3 protein-coding genes are annotated in these 5,495 nt (G+C 33.6%); all 3 read right to left on the bottom strand.

Annotation, left to right across the window (positions count from 1 at the left end; translation table 11 throughout):
* Positions 1 to 2,189, bottom strand: a 2,189-nt coding sequence (locus tag C6H08_RS06685; RefSeq protein WP_267892890.1) for a hypothetical protein, incomplete at its 3' end; no start/stop codon positions are given.
* 170 nt (positions 2,190 to 2,359) lie between these two features.
* Positions 2,360 to 4,531, bottom strand: a complete 2,172-nt coding sequence (locus C6H08_RS06680; protein WP_034580870.1) for a hypothetical protein — start codon at positions 4,529 to 4,531, stop codon at positions 2,360 to 2,362.
* A 376-nt stretch (positions 4,532 to 4,907) separates the two neighbouring features.
* Positions 4,908 to 5,495: phage adaptor protein (locus C6H08_RS06675; protein ID WP_233708518.1), on the bottom strand; the 588-nt coding region annotated here is incomplete at its 5' end.

Here is a 5,495-nt window from a genome sequence, read left to right as displayed (position 1 = left end):
TTTACATTGCCATGAGATAGCAACATAGCTTTATCTTTTAGATTATTCGCACCCTCTTTTAAGCTATCTGCATTTAAGTTAGAAAAAGCATCTTGTCCCTTAGAAACACCTTTAGCAACACCCATTAAAGCGAGGTTACCTGCTAAATCAAGCACTCCAGATTCAATAGCCTTTTTCGCACCTACATCACTATTTAAATAACCTGTTACAATTCTATTGACTTGTGAATCTGTTAATGCTCCAATAGCAGTGCCTATCATAGAGCCATATAAAGCACCAGCACCTGTTCCAATAGCAGTTCCAACACCCCCAGCAGCTTTACCATATTTAGCACCTTTAGCCGCTCCATAAGCACCACCAGCAATTCCCCCTATAATCTCACTTTTAGCCGCATAAAGAGTATAAAGTATGCTAGACATTAAAGTAGGATTAATCGCATAGGCTTTTTGCCCTTCCTTTTCATTCATAATAGCAATAAGCGTATTGTCTTTAGTAAAAGCAAGAGAATCTAAATCCTTATATCTCTCATCTGTCTTTAAAACATTTGCAAAATCACTTAAAAATTGTTGCTTTTCCTTTTTTTGTATATTCTCATCTTGTAAGAATGTATATATTCTGCCATAATCGCTTTCATGCTTTATTGTTTCAGCTATCCTATCAAGGCTTGAATCTGCATATATTTTCGCAGGGCTTTTTTCGTATTTTTCTTTTGCTTCTTTGAGTTTATTATAGGCTTGTTCTTTGAGTTGTGCTTTTTTGGTAGGATTATCCTCCATTAAGGAATCATAATATTTTTCTCTAAACTCATTAAAACTCTTATTTGCCCCCTCACTTACACTTGTTGCCATATCCATATAGTCAAAAAAGTCTCTTAAGTCTTGTTCGCTTTTTTCTAAAAGTGAAGTTGCCCCAAATGTAAGAAAGTCGCCAACCCCCTCATAATACTTATTTGCTGGATTAATCACATTAGCAAAATAGCTATCAGAATCTAGTTTTTCACCAAATAATGTTGTCTTTTCATCAAGCTTATGCTTTTTAATATATTCTTCTTTACGCTTATCTAAATCGCCATTAAGCAATATATCAAAGCCTTCAGTCGCACTAAATCCATTATCTAATTGCTTTTGTAGATTATCTTTATTATCAAACTTATATGTATTACTCAACCAATCTGTGCTTTTATCAATAAGGCCTTTATCCTTTTGTTCTTTTTCTTGGTCTTTTGCATGAAAGCCTTTTAAATCTGTCATAAATTCTGCTATATTGCGTTCTTTCTTATTTGTTTCATCTTTTTTAGTGTTATCTGCATTAACAGAATCTAACCCACTTGCATTGTCCTCACTTCCTTTAAACTCTGTCTTAATACCTACATTGCCACCCTTGTTATAAAACTCTGCCAAACTTGCATAATCTTTAATGCCATTATCTTTTAATATGCCATATTGCATATATTGGTCTAAAATATCCTTATATGCTTTTGAGTTTTGTCCATGTATCTTTTTAGCAGTCTCTAGTGCTGCTACTGCATTATCTATTATGTTATATCTTTGAAAGACTTCATCATCTATATTTGCATTATTATCGAAATTTTCTAATAGCCTTAATTTTGCTGCCATAGCAAGTTTATGATTACTAAACTCATGCGGTTTGCCTAAGAATGCAGTCGTATTTCTTGTATATGCAGATTGATTAAAGTTTGTTGCATACTTTGTAGATTCTATCTCTCTTTGTAGTCTGCTTTTTTTAGTTGGTGTTTGTATTTGTGGAATGTGTGTTTGTTGTGGGACTTCACTTTGTGGTTTGAAATCTTTATCACTACTTAGGGCTATTTGAGTATTAAAGGGCTTTTGCGTAGTTTGTGTAGTATTGCCGCTCATATCATTTTGTGGCAGTGGCTTTGCTGTGTTTTGTGTGGATAAGACATTGCTATCAAAGCCGATATTTTTTTGTGTGTTGCTATGTTGTGGATTTTGTGTATTTTTTGTGGAATCTGTGTGAATTTGTGGAATTTTGCCCTGTGGTAGTTTTGGTGGTAATTGTGTTGTTTGTGTATTCTGTGTGCTTAGATTAGGATTAATCGTAGTATCTTGTGATTGCTTTAAAAGGTTTGTAGTCTTTAAGCTTTCAAGTGTATTGTTAATAAGATTATTATCAATTTCTGTTTGTGTTGGTGTGAGTATGTATCCCATGCAATGCCTTTTTTAAGTATTTGCATGAGAATAGCAGAGTTTATAAGTTAAGTATATGTCGGTTAGTTTAAAGCTTTCATCTTGATTATACATTTAACAGAATTAGCCTTTAAAATAGCTAGTCATTACGCAGTTGAAATGCCAAAGATGAATTTCACTATAACGACACACTAAGTTTTACTTATCGCATACACCTTTTGACATGCCCTAGTGAATAACTCTAGCAAGTCTTGTTTGCTTAACTGATAGATACTCTCTTTTAGCTTCATTTTATAAGGTGCTACATCATAAGCTTCAAATAACTCATCTTTCATATCAGTAAAGTAAGCTTTTCTAAATATCTGTCCTATTGCCCCTACTTGATTATTATTGCCTACATTGATAAAATTTTGTCTTTTTTCAGGCGTATTGGATATATTCTTATCCCCAGCATGATTTTTTTGTGTTATCCATGTTTGTTTTACCTTTTGCATATCAAAACCTATCTTAGCTTCATCATATACAATAAACCAAAACAATTCATGTATATAATCAGTCTCTAGCGGGTCTTCCCAAACACAATTAAATCTATCTATCTTTAATTCATCGTTTGTTTCATTCCTTGCAATATAGCTATTAGGATTTTTAGAGAAAACTACATTTAAAGAGTCTAGCCCTTGTGGTGTTTGATTTGGTTTAGGGTCATCACCTCTTGTTCTTACTATAATCCCTCTTGCTTCTTTAATCCATACTTCTAAATTATCTGTAAAAGCTTCATTACTCATATTTTTTACTGCTTGGGTAAAAGCATGTGTAAAAGTCATGCCTTGTTCTACACTCTCTTTTTGCATAATAAGGCTCTCTAGTGTTTGCAAATGTGCTTCATCTTTGCTTTGTAAGAATGGATAAGCACTTATATGTGTAGAGAGTATTTGATAGCCAATAGAGGCATAACCTATTATTGTTTGCTTTTGTATGTAGTTTATTCTTTGTGTATCATATAAATCTTGCAATTCTTTCTTTCTCTTTTCAGTCATAGCTGTATGCAGCAAAGTCATATTATTATCATTTTGTGCGATTTTAAATAATTCCTGCCATACAAAGCCCATAACATACATATAAGCTAATTGTTCTGTATTCATTGTTTGCAAGTTCGGTAAAAGACTTGTGAAACTTATGCTTTTAGGTGTGTTTTGTGGTGCGGTAGTTGGCGGTGTAGGTGCAGGATTAGTTATTACTTGTTTTTCAATCACCTTTATTGCTACTGCCCTTCTTATACTCTCATTATCTCTTATGCCCTCAATAGTGAGCATAGTATCACCTTTTAGCTTTGCAGTGATTTCTTTTGTAGCTTCATTGAAACTTGCAATAGTATCATCTTGCATATTGCTTGTATAATTTGTAGCATTTGTGATAATCTCTATTGTTTGTGTAGCCCCTACTTCTAATTCTATCTTTTGAGGTTTTATCCCCAAAGTTAAAGGCAATAGCGGCGGCGGTGTAGGTGTTACTTGTGGTGGAGTAGGTGCAGGTAAAGTAGGTGCAGGTAAAGCAATACCAGCAGTTACATCATTAGGCTTACTTGGTTTAATAATAGCTTCATCATTCCCATTTCTTAATTCAAAATACACTATATCTACATGCCCTTTTATAAAGCCTTCCCCAACAGATATATTTACCACTTCATTTGGTGCAAGAGTAAATACACCAAACTTAATCTCTCCACTTGTGCCTACTAATTCCCCATCATACGCCCCGCTAGAGAGTTGTACTTCTTGTGTTTCACTTCTAGATCTATATTGCCCCCTTCCCCAATCCCAGCTACTAGCCCAGCCTCTAACAGTCCAAGTTCTATAATTTTGATACATTGTTATTGTGGGGTTTTCTATGTTTAATCCAGCATTCGCACTAAGATAACTTCCAAAGCTAGAGGGACTAGCAAAATGCCCCAAATGATGATGCTTATAATCCCTTCTTTGTAATCTAAAGCCATAAAGTCGTGTCTTATGGTCTGTATTATCATCTATTTGCCAACCATTAACAGGATTGCTCCAAGTGCTATCATAATATTCGCCCCAACCTTTATTTTGTGCGTTATCAGTCCCATACCCATGCCCTCCAACGCATAATACAAAGACTACACAGCCCTTATCTCCAGCTTGAAATATGCCATTTTCAGTATAGCTTTTACATACAGGTGCATAATAATCACTAGGATTTACACTCTCATTTTCAAACTTTAAAGTCTTAAAGACACTAGGCTTTTTTGGTATCCATTCTGTCTTTACATCTGTGTTTGGTTTAAACTGACTTGTGTATTCATCACGAGGTTTAGCGATAGTTGAGACTTGAATTTTATTCATGTTGTATTCCTTACATATATTCTAAGCAAATATTATATAAAGACAACTGAAAAATAAATGTCGGTTAAGAGGATAAGAAAGTGGTATCAAACAATGCCTCCTCTCTGTTACCTCTAGCATGTAACAAAAAGTAAATTAACTAGTCTATATATTAATAAATCGGTTTAGCTAATGCTAAAATAATTATAATTAATAGTATAATAAGCCTAATCAATCCCATTGATTGTTACCTCCTTTCTAACTTACCGCTAGAAAGTAAGTAAAACTATCCCTTTAAGTTGGTCGCTTAAAGGGATACTCTAATTATACATCATTTTTTCGCTATAAATTCCAATACTTGTTTTTAACTCTTAAATGCATAATCAAAATGAAATCTCTACACAAGCATGTATGAGCTAATAAGCATTCTACTCTCATGCGACCGATAAATATCCCTTTGCAATTCCTTAATCTCACTCTCATACAATCCTTTGTAAAATCCCACTTCTTGCAAAGCATTTTGACTAGGCTTTTTTTGCAATAATAAATACATTGCATAAAACAATAAAGCATTATTAGCAATAAGTGGCAGATTAAAGCTATCATGCTTATCTACAATCTTGTAATAACAATAATAAGTCATTACATAATTTCCAGCATGATTAAATACAATCTTATGATTATCAATACTCACATACTCACCACTTGCTATATGCTTTGATTGATATGCCCTAAGTATTGGTATCTCTTTCTTGTTTCTTATTACATTCTTTACATCTAAAAAGTTTGTAGGCAAGTCTTGTATAAAGTCTTTTTCTATTCTGTATTCTTTTTGTTGTAAAAATAGTCGTAAGAGCCTTGCTAGATTCACATAGCTAAGGTTAAGGCAGTCTAGTATTTCTGTATCATTCCACTTTTGTGTAGCTTCATCATGCAGCCTTGAGCGGATTTCGAGTAATATTGTAGAGACTTCCATTTTCTTATT

Origin of the sequence: Helicobacter bilis, from assembly GCF_900198365.1 — a bacterium.
Lineage (GTDB): Bacteria > Campylobacterota > Campylobacteria > Campylobacterales > Helicobacteraceae > Helicobacter_A > Helicobacter_A bilis_B.
Note: the sequence above shows the minus strand (reverse complement) of the source record. Positions and strands in the feature narration are given on the sequence as shown.

What these genes read in the sequence shown, in the direction of transcription:
- C6H08_RS06680 (WP_034580870.1), bottom strand. Translation starts at nt 4,531, where the DNA reads ATGAATAAAATTCAAGTCTCAACTATCGCTAAACCTCGTGATGAATAC.